Here is a 17,956-nt window from a genome sequence, read left to right on the forward strand (position 1 = left end):
ACTGGTACTAATGGGCCGATTCTAAACCAACACTCCACACTAGTGTGTGGGGCGAAGCGAGAAAACACGTGCACCCTATGTTTGGGGTGTGGTGCTTGCAATCACTGTGCGGTACACACTCAACCCACACGTTGTGGGTGGGTGACATTTTTTGCGGTGGCTCATGGCAGGCGGGAAACGCCCGGCTCCTTTCCGAACCCGGAAGCTAAGCCGCCTTTGCGCTGATGGTACTGCGACCGGGGGGTCGTGGGAGAGTAAGACACTGCCGCAATCAACCGTGAGTTGGGGGTGGGGTACAGGCCTGGAGACAGGCACGTACCCCACCCCCCCTTTTTACGCGCACACACTACCCGGACGCACGTCTGCGCGCATAGCAGGCACTGCCCGAGCCTCACGAGCGAGATGCATCTGTCGGATTGGCTTTCAGCACCGAAGAAGTCTCCCCCCACGCACGGGGGGAGGCTCCCATAGACGGGCAGACGTCTTCGATTGCCAGGTGATGACCTACTTGCGGCGCGTCACGAGAACTGTTCCCATTGCGATTGCTGCCAGGCTCGCAATCGCAAGAGCAGAGTTCAAGCCAGTTGTCGCGAGGTGTGAGGGGCGCTCAGAGGCCGCACCTTGACCCTGCCCCTCCTCATCACCAGTAGTCTGAGCTGGATCAACCTCTGGCTTGTCAGATGGTCCGACAGACGAGGACTTCGTCAGCAGTGGAGATTCCGTTTGAGCTTGTCCAAGAAGACAATGGCGCAGCTCGGAGACCTTGTACCAGGATGATCCTTCGGCAACCGCAGTACACGAGGAATTAAACGGTGTTTCCACCTCGTTGACAAGCATGCGGACAATCGGGGTCCACGACCTACCCGTTGCAGGATCGGTGCCGGCCTGACAGGCCGTGTCCCACTGGACGTTTGCCGCCATCGGCATGACGGTGGATCCGCGCCATTCGTTGGTGGCGTAGTTAAAGACGTCGTCGATGCTGACAGGCTGTGAGACAGCAGGTGCCTGCTGGGTTGAACCAGGCAAACGAAGCAGGGCGGAGAAAGGAGCAATCGTTTCTGCGTGAGCAAAGCGGAACGTTGCAACGTGGGATCCACCGGCGGTGCGCTCATCGATCTGGGCGAAGAAATCATCGAGCAACGGTTGCGCAGGCGCGTATGACCCGTCAGTTCCCGTCACGCCCGGACCTTTTTCGTAAAAGTCCTCAGCGTCGAGCAGATAGGAGAACCACTTGGTGTCGTCCTGGTAGTTTGCGAAATACTGCTCGAAATCGAATGCGTGCTCCCCGGTGTTTTCCTCCTGCATATCAGCACCGATGATGTACAGGTTGTACAGATCCATCGCCGCATCAACAGCGCTGGTGATCTTCTTCCTGGCGGAGCCGCACGCATCAGCGTCAGTGCTTTCATCAGCGTTCGGTGCGCAGTTCTTGTCGCCATCCTTCGAGCCATCAGCAGTGTTGAACCATGTATGCGCATCATCTCCGATCGAGTCAATAAACTCGGGCGTGAAGATCTGCGAGAGAACCCGGCGTGCTGATTCCTGCGACTGAGGCAGCGACTCGATGTAGTCCATCGCTCCGGCGATCACTCCACCGTCACTGGTCTGCTCCCCAATGAATGCTTCGTAACGAGAGGCTACTTCGTAAGCCGGCGTTCCCTCCTGCTTCACTGAGCCATCAGGGTTCTCCAGCTTGTGGAAGTAAAGTGCTTCAGGATGCGCTTCGAGGGATTCCACGATCGGCGTCACACTGTCGTGCGAGGCGGCTTCAAACCCTGTGAGGAAGCTTTCGCCGGATTCGGTGGCGCGAGCCTCACCTGAGGACTCAAAGCGGATCGCGTCACCCTCGGCAATGGCGCGCTCGAAGAGAGCAGAGTTGCGTTTGTAGGTGCGTTCACCAATTCCGCGGTGCTGCGTAGCGCCCTGACCGGTGAGCATTCCGTAGCCGTTGGCCACGTTGGCCGCTGTGATCGACTCGAGGTTCTTCATGAAGGTCTCGCCCACCTCCGGTGACACGAAACCATTTTCTTTCTGAGCCGTCTGAGCCATCAGCATTAACAGAGCATCGTACTTATAGGAGGACAATCCTCGCGAACCATGGCGAGCGACGAGCTGAGTATGTTCAATGTCGAAACCTGCTGGAGGCTGTGAATATCCTGCGATGTCACTTTCGCTGGGTGCGATGTACGGCTGCTTCGAGGAATAGAAAGGACCTTCCTCGGTGGCGTCAGCAAAAGCCAGTTGCTGAGTTGACACCACGGACAATGCCGCAATTGAACAAAGCGCAGTCAGCCCAACAATCCGGGCGCGCTGTGTAGTCGTGTTCAGACTCCTAAGCACTATGAAAGCGAAACACATACAGCCCTCACGCTAAGTGGTCAAAATGGCAGGAAGGGCCATGAAAGCTAACGCGCACGTTACAGGCGCGTGAACATCTGCCGGAAGGTCGATGGCCTTGCTGTCGAGCGTCACAAGACCGACCGTGGTGCCGCACTGACATCTACTTACGGGGTTGCACTACAACCCTGTGACGGGCGGTAGTGAGCGCCCAGTTGTCATGTTCGTGAAAGAGCTGATTATGCGCCGGTTGACACCGAGATAATACCTTTGATCAGGACAGTTGTAGCGCCCACAACTGCCAGGACCAGTGCCAGCGCACGGGAATGAGACTTGCTGACTCGAGGAGCAATAAGCACTCCCGCAGCGATCCCCACGAGCATCGCGCCAATAGCTACTGCGATGAGCCACCACGAGGTATGAAGCTGCACAGAACCACTCAACCACTTGGTTGTCAGCGAAATCAACCCGCCGTAGCTTCGCCCCTCGAACCACAGATGCGATCAGTGACACGGTGATGAGTGCGCCAACAATAACCTGCACCCAGGCAGGTGAAACACTACGCACCAGCAAAGCCCCAGGAATTGAGCCGACCACCATGATTGGCCCGAGCAGCACCCACCGTTTCCAGTCGATGTCGCGCCACACGGTCAGCGCGATGATGCTCGCATTGATGACAGCCAGAATATTCATCATGACGATGCCGTCCACACCGCCCATCAGCAGCGACAACACCGGGCCAGCAACCAGGCCCAGCCCCATGCCGGAAATGCGTTGCAAAGACGCTCCCAGCAGGACTGAGCAGGCAATACAACACGCTACTAGCATGTGCCGCACCTCCTTGCTGGTGGCTATCACATCCACCTAGGCGATGCCTCCACCTCAATGAGAGGAGTGTCGGCCCTTGGCGGTGCTACCTACTATTCAGCCGGCGCGTCCTTCGAGCCGGACGGTATTTCCGGTGAGTCAGTCGGTGCCGCTTGGCAGTCGAGGAATTGCAGCAATCAGTGCGCGCGCATAGTCACCCTCGGGAGCTGACAATACACGACGAGTCGGGCCGCGATCTTCGACGTGCCCATCCTTGAGAACGACGATAGTGTCGCACGCTGAGGCCACGGTCGCCAGATCGTGAGAAACCAGCAGAAGCGACATGCCGCGCTCACGGGTGATCGAATCGATAATCTCCATGACGGAGGCGCGCGTCGCCATATCCAGTGCCGAAACAGGCTCATCAGCGATGATGACGCTCGGCTCAGACACCAGCGCCCGGGCAATGGCGATGCGTTGACGCTGCCCACCTGAAAAAGTTCGAGGATACTCGTCAGCACGCTGCGGATCGACACCGACCAGGCGCAATGCCTCGTGCACCATCTCCCGCGCCCGCGCGCCCGACGCCACCTTCAGCGCGTGCAGCGGCTCGGCAACGATCGCCCCGACACGCATACGCGGGTTGAGTGAAGAATACGGATCCTGGAACACCGCCTGAACGTGTGAACGGAAATTGCGCATGATACTGCGCGAACGCGAGCGCACCGGCATCCCGGCAAAGGTGACAGACCCCGACTGCGCGGGCAACAATCCCAGGCCCAGCCGCGCAGCTGTGGTTTTCCCGCTTCCGGATTCACCGACGAGGGCGACGCGTGCACCCGGCTCGAGGTGCACGCTGAAGTGGTCAATGCCGGCATCTGTTGACGGGTAGTGGAAGGTGACGTCGTCAAAAATCAGAGCAGAATCACTCACCATTGTCCCTCCGCCCGTCGCGGGACTGGATAGTGTCCATCATCGTGTCGAGGTGGCGCGCCGCCTCCACAATGCGGCGTGTGCCGTCGCTCAGATCCGTTGCGTCTGCGGCCACGAGGTTCGAGGTTGACACGTCGTCGCTGATCCGCCCCTCCTCGATGACGACGATTCGATCAGCCATCTGTGCGACCACCGGAAGGTCATGAGAGATGAACAGTAACGCAGTGTCGTGCTGGCGCGTGGCCTGGGTGAGGACATCCAGAATATGCGCCTGGACTGTCACGTCCAGCGCCGTGGTGGACTCATCTGCGATCAGGAGGTCTGGCTGACAGGCCAGCGCCAGCGCAATCGCCACGCGTTGGCGCTGGCCTCCGGACAGTTCATGCGCAAATGCGTGGGCAACGCGTTCAGGATCAGGTAGCTGCACTCCGCTCAGCGCTTCATTGATTGCAGCGCGCATGGCGCGTCGCCCTCGTACATGCTGATGGTGGGCCAGCGGCCATTCCAACTGCTTACCGATACGCATGAGCGGATCGAGGGCAGACAGGGGATCCTGGAAAACCATTGCGGCAGTGGCTCCGCGGAAACTGCGCAAGTCTTTTTCAGAGGCGCTGGTCACATCGAGGTCGCTCACCCGTAAAGATCCGCTCACCTGAACTGGCGAGGGCAGAAGCCCCATCACAGTCTTGGCGAACATTGATTTACCCGACCCGGACGCACCGATCATGCCCACGTGCTCGCCGCGATTCATGGTCAGATTGAGCGAGTCCAGAATCGTGCTGCCGCCGATGCGCACGGTCAGATCGTTGGCCTGGAGCAGTGGCGCGGTCATGAGGCCTCCTGCTGGGTAGGATCGACCACGGCGCGCAGGCCGTCCGACAGTAGATTTGCGCCGATCACGAGGACGACGATGGCGACGCCTGGTGCGATTGCGCCCAGAGGCTGTGTGGTGAACGTGGCCTGAGCATCCAGCAGCAGACGTCCCCATGACGCGTTCGGCGGGGGAGTGCCCAGCCCCAGGTAGGACAATCCTGCTTCAGCCAGAACCGCCGAACCGAACAGGACGGCCACGTTGACGATCAGGAAGGGCCAGATATTGGGTAGAACATGGCGCCAGACAATGCCTAGGGTCCCCACTCCGGACGTGCGTGCGGCAACCACGTACTGCTCGCGCAGCACACGTGATGTGAGGATGCGCGTCAGCCGCGCTATCACGGCAGATGCCGACAGGCCAATCGCCACCGTGACGGTCAGCAGTGATGCGCCTCCAACTGCGACCATCAGCATGGCGAGCAGTAGTGTCGGAAAGGCGATGAGGACGTCTAGGATCGAGGAGGCCACATCGTCGAACCAGCCGCGCGAAAGTGCTGCAAGGAGTCCGAAGCTGATGCCGATGATGGATGCGATGAGCGCTGCGCCGGCGCCGACCGTCAGCGCGATACGCGCACCGATCAGTACGCGTGTAGCGATGTCATGGCCCAGGCGGTCGGTGCCGAGCCAGTGCTGCCACGATGCGCCTTCCAGTCGGCCGCCCGACGTGTCATCGACAGGGTAGGGCAGCCAGAACAGTGAGATGAGGGCGGCCAGGGCGACCGCGGAGAGAAGAACGACGCCGATGATCAGGCCGGCTCTGCCGGTTCGACTGGTCCGGCGGCGCGGAGCGGATGGCGAAGGGGAGGGTGCGGGAGTCATTTACGCGCGACCTCCTGTCAGGGAAGTGCGCAGACGCGGATCAACGATACGTTGAAGCACGTCAGCAAGGAACCCGATGACCAGCACGAGGGCGGTGGAGACAAGCAGGACCCCTTGAATAGAGGGGAAATCGTGCTGAGCGATCGCTCGGGTCAGCATGGAGCCCAGGCCGGGCAGAGCGAAAACCTGCTCAACAACGACTGCACCGATGAAGGTGGTCGCAAGCTCGATGCTGGCTACCGAGATCACCGGGATCGATGCGTTGCGCAAACCGTGACGGATCATTGCGCGCGTGCGCGACTGGCCCAGCGCCTGCGCGCACGCCACGTAGCCTGAGTCAATGACATCGAGGGCGGCTGAGCGGGTGTAGCGCGTCATCGACGCGCTGGAGACGAAAGCGATGGTGCTGACCGGCAGGACGAGTGCCGTCCACGCGAGGAACGGGGTACCCCATCCCTGGGGTGGGAAACCGCTCGCGGGCACCAGACGCAACCTGACGGCAAAGACGATCACCGCCATCATGGCGATCCAGAAAACTGGAACAGCGATGCCGATCTGCGAAAAGATCGACACGATCAGGCCGGCAGGCCCGTTGCGCCATCGAGCCGCCACGTATCCCAGAGGAATGGCAATGATCAGGGCGAATGTGAAGGCGATCAGAGTCAGAGGAATGGTCACCGACAGGCGTGAGGCAATCTCAGCGCCCACCGACGTTCCTGATGTGAACGACGTGCCCAGGTCGCCATGCGCCAGGTCAGAAATCCAGCGGACGAACTGGGTCACAACCGGCTGGTCAGATCCGACCTGACGGCGCGCCGCCTCAATCTGTTCCGGCGTTGCGGTCGATGTCAAAAGCGCATTGGCTGGGTCGCCGGGCAGGAGCCTGAGCAGCACAAATATTGCAATGAGGCCCGCCACCCCAGTGGCAACCAGCAATGCGCTGCGACGAACCAGGTACCGGATCACTCGGACTCGCTAATCCCCGCCACGAAGAACTGTGAGTTCAGCCCGTTGACCCCGTATCCGCTCAGATGAGACCGTGCGATCACAACTTGAGGGTACAGGTAGAGCCAGGCGCTTGCGGCTTCCTCGGCAATGATCCTGTTGGCCTGGCGCAGCAGGTCGGCTTGTTCATCGGTGGAATGCGCGTGCTGAGAACGCTCGACAAGGTCGGACACTTCAGGATTGTCGTAGCCCCAGTAGAAATCCGGGTTGGCGTACCACACGACGTCGCGAGTGTTGACGTGCTCCTGCAACGTGGCTTCGAAATCCTTGTTTGTGAAGACCTTGGAATACCATTCGTCAGCGGTGATCGGATTGATCGTCACGGTTACACCGATCTTGGCCAGCTCGCTCTTGACGAACTCAGCGACCAGTGGATGCGGATCGTAGGTCGGAGTGTCCAGCGTGAAGGAGAAGCCGTCAGCCAGTCCGGCTTCGGCCAGCAGTGAGCGCGACAACTCCGGATCGTAATGGTTCAGGTCAGTCAGGTCCTCATACCACGGGTCCGAGGGCGGCACCATTGAGCCGATGACCTGTCCCTTGTCCGCCCACACGGACTCCAGGAGCTTGTCGCGGTCAATGGCTGAGTAGACAGCTTTGCGCACGCGCGCATCATCGAACGGCTTGACTCGGTCATTGAAAGCGAGCAGTTCCTTCGTCGTGGACATGCCGTCAGAGACGGTGAAGTTCGCGTTCGAATCGAAAGTGGGGATCGCATCCGGTGACTGCACATTCGTCACAATGTCGATGTCACCGGCCTGCAGAGCGTTCGTCATGGACGTCGCATCGGTGAAGTAGTGGAAGATGGCACCGGCATTGGCAGGCTTGTCACCCCAGTAGTCCTCGCGAACCTTCAGCGTGAGGGTCGAACCTTTCGTCCACCCCTCCACCGTGTAGGGTCCGGTGCCGTCAGTTTGCGTCGTGGTGTCGAGCCCTTCGGGAACAACCCACATGCCGGACAGGTCATAGTCCAGTGAAACGGAAGGCTCTGACAGCGTCAGGACGACGGTCGTGCTGTCAGGTGCCTGCACGTCAGAGATAACGGATACTTCCTTCTTGCGCGCGGACTGCGATTCGTCAGACAGCAGGTGCTTGATGGAGGCGACAACGTCGTTGACGGTCATCTCCTTTCCCGAGGAGAACGTCACGCCCTCACGAATGGTGAGCGTATGGGTCAGTCCATCTTCGGAGACGACGTCTTCAGTGGCCAGCCATGGTTCCACGTCACCCGAATCAGTCAGGCGGAACAGTGTTTCATACACGTTGCCTGTCAGCGCTTCGGTCGCGCCCTGCCCACCGCTACCTGAGTTTGATAGGTTCGTCGGCTCGTACAGGGAGCCAATGTCGATGGTGGCCGCTGTGTTCGCCTGGCCGCCGGCGCTTTGACCGGACTGGCTCGAGTTGAAAGCATCCGGGCCCGCACACGCAGTCATTCCCATGACGAGGGTGGCCAACGCGGCGATGACTCGTGAACGTTTCACAAAAGCTCCTATCCCAGATGCGGTCAGTGCGCTGTGTGTCACTGCGGACGCATCGCGACTGTTTAATCGGTGTGTGGGCGGGCGGTCACTATATACGCAGCCCACACTAGTCACACGTTAATGCGAGATGAAGACCTGTGCGTTGTGATATTCACCGTGTGAGATGGGAAGCGGGTCACCTGTCCTAGGCAAGGAGGTGTCGATGGTGGCACCATTTATTACTGTGAAAAACTCTGCCTCAGATGATTCGACTGCTAGCTCTGCGTCGAACTTTTCGGCACCTGCGTCCAACGAGTTGCCCTCGTCGAGCACAGCCGCGTACGACGATCCCAGGCACGACGAACCCGGTCGCGACGGTTCCCGTCACGGCAGGCCAGGCCACAATGAGCCTGGTGGCGGCGATACCAGGCGGGGCGATGCCGGGCGAGGCGCTCCTGAACGCACTGCTGCGGCGCGTGAGGATGCAGTCACGGGCACAGACCACAACCGGTACGCTCACACCGAGCGTGAACGCACCTCACTGACGCTGCACCGTATGGTGGCTCACGATCGCCTTGCTCACGCGTCGCGTATCGTGTTGCGTCTGGGACAGATGCTGTTGTCCAGCGGTGCGAGTGCATTTCGCGTCAAACACGGCATGGCTCGTCTGGCGCAGGCAGTCGGCATTGAGCAGCACCACGCGCAGGTGACATACACCGAGATTATCTCCACGGCGTACGCGTCGGGCACCTTCCGCACCGAGCTTGCCGAGCAGCGCGCGATGGGTGTCAACGCTGACCGCATCGACCGGCTTGCGAGTTTCGTCAATGGCCTGGGCGGGCCCGGATCGATCAGCATCGAGGAAGTCGACTCCACACTTGATGAGATCGAGCACGTGCCGCCGTTGTATTCGACGCTGCCGAACGCGTTGGCATCGGGTATCGCATGCGCGGCGTTCTCATTTCTCAATCACGGCGGCTGGGTGGAGTGCTCCGTTGTTGCCATCGCGGCCTTCTTCGGTCAGTATCTGCGCCGCCAGATGCTTCACCGTCGCATGAATCACTTCGGCGTGTGGATGGCGTGCGGTGCATTGGCCTCCACGATCTACATTTCACTGGTGGCAGCCGCGCAGCACTTCATGAACGTCGAACCAACCCACCAGGCCGGCTTCATTTCAGCAGTGCTCTTCCTGGTGCCAGGATTCCCGTTGGTCACCGGCATCATTGACCTGGTGCGTCACGATTTCCAGGCGGGGATTCCGCGTCTGGTCTATGTCACGATGCTGATGGTGTCGGCGGGTGTGGCCGTGTGGAGCGTGTCGTTGATTTTCCACTGGTCGGTCACCCCTCAGTATGACTATCACCTAATGCCGTGGGTGCTGTACCTGCTGCGGTTCCTGACCTCGTATATCGCGTCTTACGGGTTCGCTATGTTGTTTAATACGCCGCCCAAGGTCAGTGCCTACGCTGCGCTGATCGGTGCAATGATCAACACGGGTCGTCTGGCGATGGTGGATGAGTTGCATGTGCCCGTTCAGGCTGCTGTGGGGATTGCGGCACTGTGCGCGGGTCTGCTGGCGTCGCTGGTGGCGCGTTCGAGCCATCGTTACTCACGCGTGAGTCTGTCGGTGCCCGCCGTTGTCATCATGATCCCGGGTGTGCCGTTGTACCGTTCGCTGGCCTACCTGAACAACGGGAACATCAATGACGCGTCTGCCGCACTTTTCTCCGTGTTCTTCACGGTTATTTCAATCGGCGTGGGTCTGGCGGTTGCGCGCATGCTCACTGACCGCAACTGGCTGATGGAGCGTCCAGTGTCTGTGCCTTCGCTCGGCCTGGCTGGGGCAATCGACGAGGGTGACGTTGATGAGCTGGGTGACAGCCTGGGCGATGAGGTCGATCCTTTCCCTGAAGGAGCCGACGGGCGGTAGCCGGTGGTATACCGCTGCAGCGCCGGCACGGCGTGCGGCACCCCGCGAGAGGGCGCGCAGGAATCGCTGCGCATCAACGTCATGCGGGTACTGTCAAGGGGTCAAGGTCTGTCAGTGCGCTGCTGGGCACCTCGCCACAGTGACGGTCAACTGTTCAAGGTATTAATCAGCCGGTCAAGGTAGCCGACGTTGCGAAGATCAACCGGTCAAGGTAGCACGCCGTCACCGCGCGATCTCACCATGTGAGAACCGCGGAATAGTGCGGAAAAGTCGCTGTTGCCGAAGCGTGCCGGCCAGTTTTTCAGCTCTCTTACCTTGACCGGTTGACTGCATCTGACGTGATTGCATCTGACGTGCTGGCCTTGGCACGCCCTTCACTCAAGCCCATAGTTCGCGCCGCATACCTTTTCCGTCAGACAGCTGCTGTGCGCGGCAGTTTGTCGCCGAACCTTGTTGAGCCGGCAGCACTCTAATACCCTCATTATTAGCAGGTGTGGAATAATGTGCCTGCGGTTGTGGGTGCTGTTGTTGCGGCACTTACTCTTGGCTATACGGTTGCTCGCGATGATGGTGTATCTCGAGCAGCTTCGGGGCAGATTACCTGGAGCCAATGGAAAGGCTCTATTGGCTGGGGGATTTACGCAGGTGCAGTTGCGCTCGGCCCGGTTGGCGTGGTGGCCTATGAAGGGTGGAAGAACGGCTTTACGCAGGAATGCATGAAACATGACTATTGCAAGAATGGGTCGGTAATTCACAATGACTGTGAAGGTGACCAGTGATGCTTTGTATGTTATTGCCACTGTGCTGTTGGGTGGCGGGGTGATTTATGCGCTTGTGACCCGCGGCGCAGTTCCTGGGCCTGCTTTGGGGATCGGGATGCTGGTCCTGTTTATTGCTGCCGCATTGAATCTGATTGATGAGCGGCGCAAACGTCAGTCGCTCCATTCGGACAAGACCCGCAGGGGTATCGACAAAGATCAGTAGCCAGCTCGCACAAAAAGCGGGTCGCCCTCGTCCATAAAGGAGGAACGAGGACGACCCGCCAATTGCTGATTAGCTGCGTAGAGCAGGCGTGAAACCGAGCAGCTACATGGCGCCGAAGACCTGCGCCACCATGATCTTGCCGATCATGGCGACCGGGTAGACCAGTGCGTAGCCGAGCGCCACACGAGGATCCATGTTCGTGCGGCCATTCGCAAATGCCAATACCGCAGGCTGGGTCTGCGAACCTGCAAGTACACCGGCCAGGCGCGTGCCGCCCATCTTGAAGATCCAGCGCATCGTACAGTACATGCCGATCGCCATGATCAACGTGATAATGACGCCGAGCAGGAAGATCTTCCACCATGCGCCTGATGTGAACGCTTCGATGATCTGACCGCCTGCGACGGCTCCGGCCTGAGCGAGGAAGACCAGCAAACCGAACTCCGAGAGCACCTGGCATGCGGTGTAGGGGATCGCGGTGACGATCGGGCCGACGCGGCCGATCTTGCCAAAGATCAGGCCTATGATCAGCGTGCCGGCAGCGGAACCGATCGAGAAATACTCACCGGTGGGGGTGAAGAACTTCAGCTCGCCCAGCAAAATGCCCAGCGCCATGCCGATGCCCAGAGCGACCGGGTTCACGTCAGACAGGCCGCGTGCCGAGTCACCGAAGAACTCGGTAATCTTCTTCATCTTGGAGGTCGGAGCAACCACACGCACGCGGTCACCTTGCTGGAGCACCAATCCTGGTTCTGCGACCATATCCACGTCACCGCGACGTACACGAGAAATCGTGGCGGAAAAACGAGTGGCGAAATCAAGGTCTCCCACTGTTCGCCCAGCGACCTTCGGGTCAGACACTGTCATGCGGCGGAAGTCCAGGTAGGAGCGGTCCTGCAACAGTGAGTGCGAGGAGGAGTGCCCAAGCTCGGTGGCAACACGCGCCACAAGTTCACGTGGGCCAACAACTGTCAGCAGGTCACCAGGATCGAGTGTGTCCGACATGGATGGGCGCGTGATCGGGCCAGCCTCACCGCGGCGCAGACGCGAGAACGTCACGCGGCTGCCGAGCTTTTCGTAGATGTCACCAATGAAGGGATGGTCTTCGCGCTCGACGCGGATGGTGCGGTTAGCCAGCGGGCTGGGCGCATCTTTGTCGTGCTTGCCGTATGACAGGGCAGCAGCCGCAGCACCGAGCATGCCGATGACACCAAAAATGTAGGAAATGGAGTAGCCAACAGTGGCAGCACCTGGGTCGCCGGACGCTTCTCCGGCGGCAGCCAGAGCGGGCGTGTTCGTCGTAGCACCGGCAAATGTGCCCGTGATCATCGCGGTGCTCATGCCGAATCCGCGTCCGACCAGCAGGCCGACCGAAGCGGCCACGATGTACAGCACGACCATGATAAGGATTGGTCCGATGGCCTTGCGCAGATTGTGGAAGAAGGATGCGCCGGAAGTAATACCGATAGCAAAGGCGAACAGGGCCAGGCCAAGCGTGCCGAGTTCACGGGTGACGCGCAGCTCAACACCGTATGTTTCCGCCCACGCAGCCAGGATGATCGCGAAGAACAACACCGCGGCGGCACCCAGTCCGATTCCACGAACTTTGACGCGGCCAAACGCCATCCCGATGCCGATCAGGATGAACAGGAACAGCACGGGCTGTTCAGCCAAAAATGAGAATACAGAGGCCACAGGCACACTCCCATTAAGTTCCAAAGGTCTACATGCTCTGGCATTATCTCAGGTATTTCTCAGGGTGCGACAGTCTATCGTCCCAATTGTCGTCACATTTGGCGAATGCGACGCGACTGGCTTTCTGGCCCGGCTCGCATGGGGCCTGCTGGCGTGGTGTGGGGATGACGAGGGCGTGCTGCAGGTTTGATACTGCACCGATGCCGGATGCGTGCCGAAAAGGCGCGAAGAAAGGGTGCGGAGGGCTGCCTGTGAAGCGCAGACAATCTGGCTAATGACGCCGGGTTCTCACAATATGAGATTCCGGGACTCGCGGCCCGACGGAGCCGTAACGTATGAGACGTGCAGAACATTATCGCAGTGACGGACGTCCTCCTCCTCGTAGGTTGGCGTGCGTATCCTGCTGCGTAAATGTCAGGTGGAACGCACGCCTAATCCCCACGCTTGGAGCGAAGGGGATTTTTTTGTACCACCACACAAACCATTGAGAGGACACCATGAACATGGGCGATACTCCAACACAGACAATGACCGGGGCGCAGGCCATCGTCGCGAGCCTGGAAGCACTGGGCGTGACCGACATTTTCGGTATGCCAGGTGGCGCGATCTTGCCGACCTACGACCCGCTCATGGATTCATCCATGCGTCACATTCTGGTTCGACACGAACAAGGAGCAGGACACGCCGCCGAGGGGTACGCCCTGGCGACTGGAAAAGTGGGCGTTGCGATCGTGACGTCCGGGCCGGCAGCAACCAACACATTGACTGCACTGGCTGATGCCAATATGGACTCTGTTCCGATCGTCGTCATTACAGGCCAGGTCGGTGCCTCCATGATCGGCACTGACGCATTCCAGGAAGCAGACATCGTGGGCGCATCCATGCCGCTCACCAAGCACTCATTCCTGGTGACGGACGCGCAGGAAATCCCCTCGCTGATCGCTGAAGCATTCCACATCGCATCGACCGGGCGGCCAGGCCCCGTCCTCGTCGACGTGACAAAATCTGCCCAAAACGCACAGATGAAATTTTCGTGGCCACCGGCATTCGACCTGCCGGGCTACAGGCCTGCCGCTAAGCCGCACAAGAAGCAGGTGCGCGCAGCAGCGGCTGCCATTGCGACAGCTCAAGCTCCAGTTCTGTACGTCGGCGGTGGCGTGATCCGCTCCCGCAGTTCCGAGGCGCTGGCAGAACTGGTGGAAGCGACCAACGCGCCAGTGGTGACCACACTGACCGCGCGCGGCGCATTCCCCGACTCGGATCAGCACTGCCTGGGAATGCCGGGAATGCACGGAACGGTCGCAGCGGTGGGAGCCTTGCAGCGTGCCGACCTCGTTGTTTCTCTGGGTGCACGGTTCGATGACCGCGTGACAGGAAACCTCGACTCCTTCGCGCGTCGCGCACGTGTGATCCACGTAGACATCGATGCTGCGGAGATCTCCAAGAACCGAGTGGCAGACATTCCCATCGTGGGCGATCTGGCAGCGACCCTGCCTCGCCTGACGGCTGCCGTCAAGGCTGTACAGGACGCCAGTAAACCTGCCGACCTGGGCGGGTGGTGGCGCTACCTCAACAGGCTGCGCGACACTTACCCGATGGGGTGGACTGAACCGGAAGACGGGCGCCTTGCCCCGCAGGGCGTGATCTCGCGCCTGTCAGCTCACGCACCTGATGCCATCTTCACTACCGGCGTGGGGCAACACCAGATGTGGGCGGCGCAGTTCCTCACACTCGACAAGCCTCACCACTTCATTTCCTCCAGCGGACTGGGAACAATGGGCTACTGCATTCCAGCCGCGATGGGAGCGCAGGTCGGACAACCCGACACGGTGGTGTGGGCAATTGACGGCGACGGATCATTCCAGATGACCAACCAGGAGCTCGCCACCTGCGTGGTGAACCGGATCCCGATCAAGATTGCCCTGATCAACAACTCGGTGCTGGGCATGGTGCGGCAGTGGCAGTCACTGTTCTATTCGAAACGCTATTCGAATACCGACCTCAACCCCGACGAGGGTGACCAGGTTCCGAACTTCGTGGCACTGGCGAAAGCCTACGGCCTCGAAGCACGGACCGTGCGAACTGAGGACGAGGTGGACGAAGCGATCGACTGGGCAATGTCATTCAATGATCGACCTGTCTTACTGGACTTCAGGGTGTCGCGAGATTCGATGGTGTGGCCGATGGTCGCAGCCGGAGTTTCAAACGACGACATCATGTACGCCAAGGACATGGCCCCGAACTGGGAAACGGAGGACTGACCGATGGGACACTTGCGAACCTTGTCAGTGCTGGTGGAAAACAAGCCGGGCGTCCTCACCCGAGTGGCGGCACTTTTTGCTCGCCGCGCATTCAACATTCAATCCCTGGCAGTGGGGGAAACCGAACACCCGAAGATTTCCCGCATGACGATCATCGTTGAAGCCGATGGTCTGCCGTTTGAACAGATCACCAAGCAGCTCAACAAGCTGATCAACGTCATCAAAGTCGTTGAACTTGAGCCAGATTCCAGCGTGGAGCGCCGACTCATGCTGATTAAGGTGCGCACGCATGGTGCACACCGCACCCCTGTGCTCGAAGTGGTCGATTTGTTCCGTGCTCACGTTGTTGGCGTCCAGCCGGAATCGGTGGTGATCGAATCCATTGGATCTGGTCAGAAGCTCGACGCCCTCGTGCGCGCACTTGAGCCATTTGGCATCACAGAAATCGTTCAATCAGGCGCTGTCGCCATTGGCCGCGGTCAACGCTCAATCACAGATCAACTCAAGGAGATTTAGAACAATGGCTGAAATCATCTATGACGACGGAGCAGATTTGTCGCTGATCCAGTCCAGGAAGGTCGCCATCATCGGATACGGCTCTCAAGGACATGCTCACGCCCTGAACCTGAAAGATTCCGGCGTTGACGTGGTGGTGGGACTTCGCCCTGGCTCATCCTCGTGGGACAAGGCCGAAAAGGCAGGCCTGAAAGTAGAGGACGTTCCCGAAGCTGTCAAGGAGGCGGACGTCGTCATGATTCTGGTCCCTGACCAGGTCCAGCGCACCGTCTACGCAGAACAGATCGAGCCGAACCTGAAGGAAGATGCGGCACTGTTCTTCGCACACGGCTTCAACATCCGCTTCGGCTACATCGACCCGGGCAAGAACCATGACGTGTGTATGGTTGCGCCCAAGGGCCCTGGCCACACTGTTCGCCGCCAGTTCGTTGACGGCAAGGGCGTTCCAGCTGTTGTCGCCGTGGAAAACGACGCGTCGGGCAACGCATGGGATCTGACTCTGGCCTACGCCAAGGGCCTGGGTGCCACCCGCGCCGGCGTCATCAAGACGACCTTCACCGAAGAAACCGAAACCGACCTGTTCGGTGAGCAGAGCGTGCTGTGCGGTGGCGTCTCGCACCTGATCCAGGCCGGCTTCGAGACCCTCGTTGAGGCTGGCTACCAGCCTGAAATCGCCTACTTCGAGGTGTGCCATGAGATGAAGCTGATCGTTGACCTCATTAACGAGGGCGGCATCACAAAGCAGCGTTGGTCGTGCTCTGACACAGCTGAGTACGGTGACTACGTGTCCGGTCCGCGTGTGATCGGCCCGCAGGTCAAAGAAGCGATGAAAGAGGTGCTGGCGGACATTCAAAACGACTCCTTCGCGCACCGATTCATTGCTGACCAGGAAGCGGGCGGCCAGGAGTTCAAAGCACTGCGTGCCGAGGAAGAAAGCCACCCGATTGAAAAGACCGGTCAGGAACTGCGCCGCAAGTTCGGATGGGCGTCCGTTGACGAGGACTACACGGACGGCTCAGCAGCTCGCTGATCTTTCAGTTGATGACCGTGAGCCGGGGGTGGCGCCGAACAGGTGCCACCCCCGGTCTATGCGCAGGCCTTCATGAGCACCATGTACGGCGCGCAGTGTCCGCCATGTGGGCCGCTCATTCGCATGGTGGACGAGGAACCGTGAGCGCAGATGGAAGCGACACAATGAAGCCATGACACGGTTGAAATTAGCTGTAATTCCCGGAGATGGCATCGGGCGCGAAGTTGTGCCGGAAGCACTGCGCGCACTGGAGGCCGCACTTGCTGGCTCAGGTACACACATTGACACCACCGACTTTGATCTGGGTGCCCATCGCTACCACTCCACTGGTGAGATTCTCACCGACGAGGACCTTGCCCGGATCGATGATTCCGATGCGATCGTTTTGGGCGCAGTGGGCGACCCGTCAGTGCCCTCAGGCGTGCTGGAACGCGGTTTACTGTTGAAGCTGCGCTTCAGCCTGGATCACTACGTCAACTTGCGTCCCTCGCTGTACTACCCAGGAGTTGCAACCCCCCTGGCCGATCCCGGCACCGTTGATTTCACTGTCGTGCGCGAGGGGACAGAAGGCCTGTACTGCGGAAATGGTGGCGCCATACGTACCGGCACCGACCAGGAAATTGCCACCGAGGTGTCCGTGAACACCGCCTTTGGCGTGCAACGCGTAGTGAAATACGCCTTCGAACAGGCGGCCGTCCGTCCAGCGCACCACCTGACGCTGGTGCACAAGCACAACGTCCTCGTCAATGCCGGGGGACTGTGGCAGCGCACGGTGGAAGAAATCGGCGCACACTACCCGAACGTCACTGTCGACTATGCCCACATCGATGCCGCCACGATCTACATGGTGAACGACCCGGGCCGATTCGATGTCATCGTCACCGACAATCTCTTCGGAGATATCCTGACCGACCTTGCCGGCGCGGTAACCGGTGGAATCGGCTTGGCAGCGTCGGGCAATATCAATCCCGAGGGTACTCACCCCTCCATGTTCGAACCGGTCCACGGATCTGGCCCCGACATCGCCGGGACAGGAAAGGCAGACCCGACAGCTGCGATCGCATCGGTCGGAATGCTGTTGGAACACTTGGGATATCGCGAGGAAGCAGGCGCAGTCCACGATGCCATCGAACGCGACATGCAGCGTCGCGCTGACGCGCAGGCAAGCGGTGAGCAGCTGGTGCGTTCAACAGAACAGATTGGCAGCGATATCGCAGCGCAACTGGCACGCGACTAGGAGGTGTGCCAGTTGCCGTGGGACTGAGGTGAGCGTAGCCCTCGCGCAGCCAGAGTGCGCGCGTTCACGCCG

The 17,956-nt window shown here is 59.9% G+C and carries 14 protein-coding genes, 1 rRNA gene and 1 pseudogene; 8 read left to right on the top strand and 8 right to left on the bottom strand.

Annotated features, from left to right (window positions below):
* Positions 1–152: 152 nt before the first annotated feature.
* A 5S ribosomal RNA gene (rrf, locus tag AC1DA5_RS00005) occupies positions 153–271 on the top strand.
* Positions 272–504: 233 nt separating this feature from the next.
* On the opposite strand, the gene AC1DA5_RS00010 is transcribed toward rrf, so the two are convergent.
* The 7 genes from AC1DA5_RS00010 to AC1DA5_RS00040 all read right to left on the bottom strand — a co-directional run bounded on the left by AC1DA5_RS00010 (position 505) and on the right by AC1DA5_RS00040 (position 8,252).
* A complete protein-coding gene (locus AC1DA5_RS00010; RefSeq protein ID WP_480289002.1) occupies positions 505–2,256 on the bottom strand; it encodes a histidine-type phosphatase in 1,752 nt (583 codons plus the stop codon).
* Positions 2,257–2,517: 261 nt separating this feature from the next.
* Positions 2,518–3,165, bottom strand: coding sequence for a sulfite exporter TauE/SafE family protein (locus tag AC1DA5_RS00015; RefSeq protein WP_480289003.1), 648 nt, complete (start codon positions 3,163–3,165; stop codon positions 2,518–2,520).
* Positions 3,166–3,303: 138 nt separating this feature from the next.
* The gene (locus AC1DA5_RS00020; protein ID WP_480289004.1) at positions 3,304–4,080 is read right to left on the bottom strand and encodes an ABC transporter ATP-binding protein; all 777 of its coding nucleotides are present in this window, start codon (positions 4,078–4,080) and stop codon (positions 3,304–3,306) included.
* Positions 4,070–4,909, bottom strand: coding sequence for an ABC transporter ATP-binding protein (locus AC1DA5_RS00025; protein WP_480289005.1), 840 nt, complete (start codon positions 4,907–4,909; stop codon positions 4,070–4,072). The genes AC1DA5_RS00020 and AC1DA5_RS00025 overlap by 11 nt, the downstream gene beginning before the upstream one ends.
* Complete coding sequence (locus AC1DA5_RS00030) at positions 4,906–5,769, bottom strand: ABC transporter permease (RefSeq protein ID WP_285014334.1); 864 nt, start codon at positions 5,767–5,769, stop codon at positions 4,906–4,908. Before AC1DA5_RS00030 ends, AC1DA5_RS00025 begins: the two co-directional genes overlap by 4 nt.
* Positions 5,770–6,735: an ABC transporter permease gene (locus tag AC1DA5_RS00035; RefSeq protein ID WP_480289006.1), complete on the bottom strand. Its 966-nt coding sequence runs from the start codon at positions 6,733–6,735 to the stop codon at positions 5,770–5,772.
* Positions 6,732–8,252, bottom strand: coding sequence for an ABC transporter substrate-binding protein (locus AC1DA5_RS00040; protein ID WP_480289007.1), 1,521 nt, complete (start codon positions 8,250–8,252; stop codon positions 6,732–6,734). Before AC1DA5_RS00040 ends, AC1DA5_RS00035 begins: the two co-directional genes overlap by 4 nt.
* Before the next feature lie 535 nt (positions 8,253–8,787).
* Between AC1DA5_RS00040 and AC1DA5_RS00045 the strand changes: the two are divergent.
* The 3 genes and pseudogenes from AC1DA5_RS00045 to AC1DA5_RS00055 form a co-directional block, all read left to right on the top strand.
* Positions 8,788–10,062: pseudogene (locus AC1DA5_RS00045) on the top strand (threonine/serine exporter family protein); the annotation flags it as partial.
* Positions 10,063–10,652: 590 nt separating this feature from the next.
* A complete protein-coding gene (locus AC1DA5_RS00050) occupies positions 10,653–10,940 on the top strand; it encodes a hypothetical protein (protein WP_480289008.1) in 288 nt (95 codons plus the stop codon).
* On the top strand, positions 10,930–11,145 hold the full coding sequence (locus tag AC1DA5_RS00055) for a hypothetical protein (RefSeq protein WP_480289009.1): 216 nt from the start codon (positions 10,930–10,932) through the stop codon (positions 11,143–11,145). Before AC1DA5_RS00050 ends, AC1DA5_RS00055 begins: the two co-directional genes overlap by 11 nt.
* A 102-nt stretch (positions 11,146–11,247) precedes the next feature.
* Here AC1DA5_RS00055 and AC1DA5_RS00060 read toward each other — a convergent pair whose 3' ends face one another.
* The gene (locus tag AC1DA5_RS00060) at positions 11,248–12,840 is read right to left on the bottom strand and encodes an aspartate:alanine exchanger family transporter (protein ID WP_480289010.1); all 1,593 of its coding nucleotides are present in this window, start codon (positions 12,838–12,840) and stop codon (positions 11,248–11,250) included.
* Positions 12,841–13,343: 503 nt separating this feature from the next.
* Between AC1DA5_RS00060 and AC1DA5_RS00065 the strand changes: the two genes are divergently transcribed.
* From AC1DA5_RS00065 to AC1DA5_RS00080, 4 genes are all read left to right on the top strand, one after another.
* Entirely contained in the window at positions 13,344–15,101 is a 1,758-nt protein-coding gene (locus AC1DA5_RS00065; protein WP_480289011.1) for an acetolactate synthase large subunit, read from the top strand.
* Between the two features lie 3 nt (positions 15,102–15,104).
* Positions 15,105–15,617, top strand: a complete 513-nt coding sequence (gene ilvN, locus AC1DA5_RS00070) for an acetolactate synthase small subunit (RefSeq protein ID WP_480289012.1) — start codon at positions 15,105–15,107, stop codon at positions 15,615–15,617.
* Between the two features lie 4 nt (positions 15,618–15,621).
* On the top strand, positions 15,622–16,647 hold the full coding sequence (ilvC, locus tag AC1DA5_RS00075; RefSeq protein WP_058236256.1) for a ketol-acid reductoisomerase: 1,026 nt from the start codon (positions 15,622–15,624) through the stop codon (positions 16,645–16,647).
* Positions 16,648–16,819: 172 nt separating this feature from the next.
* Positions 16,820–17,884, top strand: a complete 1,065-nt coding sequence (locus AC1DA5_RS00080) for a 3-isopropylmalate dehydrogenase (RefSeq protein ID WP_058236257.1) — start codon at positions 16,820–16,822, stop codon at positions 17,882–17,884.
* Positions 17,885–17,956: the final 72 nt, after the last annotated feature.

Source organism: Pauljensenia sp. C0254C2 (assembly GCF_056583835.1).